Genomic DNA, 906 nt, shown 5'->3' on the forward strand with positions numbered 1-906 from the left:
CTCCCTGCCGACCTCTTCTTCCAGCCAACAGGGATTCCACCTCAATACTTCCTCATAGGTCACTGTTTTCAACATGTGCACTCCTTTCACAAAGGCTTTGCCCTATCACCAGTAATCTTCCTCCCTGCCGTAATCCGGCGTTTGGGAGCCGGTGGGCGAAAGCCGGGATTGCCCGACCTGGTTCTGTTCCCGGGCAAGCCAGCCGTTGGCGAACCGAAGAATCCCCGCACGGGTCTTTCGCTTCTGGGGGTTCGCTTCCAGCCAACCCCGCATGTTCCGCAGCTGTTGCTCCACGTCCACAGCGGGATAGAGCTCCGCCCACCTCCGGCATTGCTCCGTGGACACCGGGTAGCACCCGCCGTCCTTCAGGGGGAATGTCACCGCCGGAGCTTTCTCTTCTTTCTCTTTCTTTGTCTTAGTCTTAGTATTATTAGGGGTAACGTTTTTGGTAACGTTTTCGGGAACACTTTCGGTAACGTTTTTGGTAACGTTTTTGGTAACGTTTTTGGTAACGTTTTTGGTTTCGATTTTTACCCCGTATTTTTCATCTTGGACCTGAAAATCACGATCCAACAGCCGGTACTCCGTGGCCTTGCCCTTTTTCCCGGAACGGTACTGGATCCATCCGGCGGAAACCAGCGCGTCCCTTGCCCGAAGGGCGGCGGGCTTGCTTGACGTCCTGGACAACACCATCAATCTTTGGGTATCTACTCCGGCCCACCTTGGCCAACCTCGGCGGTTAAACAGATTAAGCAAAGCATAATAAAGAATGACCGCTCTGTCGGTAGGGCTATCCTCTTCGAGCCATTGATTGAAGTTGTTCAGGTACTCAATATACGTCAAAAGGCCTCACTCCCTTTTGAGGGCTTATCCATTCCCCAGCAGCTCCCGCAGCATCTGAACTTG

Annotated in this window: 1 protein-coding gene; it reads right to left on the reverse strand. The window is 53.3% G+C overall.

Annotation, left to right across the window (positions count from 1 at the left end):
- Window positions 1-105: 105 nt before the first annotated feature.
- Complete coding sequence (locus D7X94_RS18680) at window positions 106-687, reverse strand: hypothetical protein (protein WP_158591087.1); 582 nt, start codon at window positions 685-687, stop codon at window positions 106-108.
- Window positions 688-906 lie beyond the last annotated feature (219 nt).

Origin of the sequence: Acutalibacter sp. 1XD8-33, assembly GCF_003612555.1 — a bacterium.
Taxonomy (GTDB): Bacteria; Bacillota; Clostridia; order Oscillospirales; family Acutalibacteraceae; genus Acutalibacter.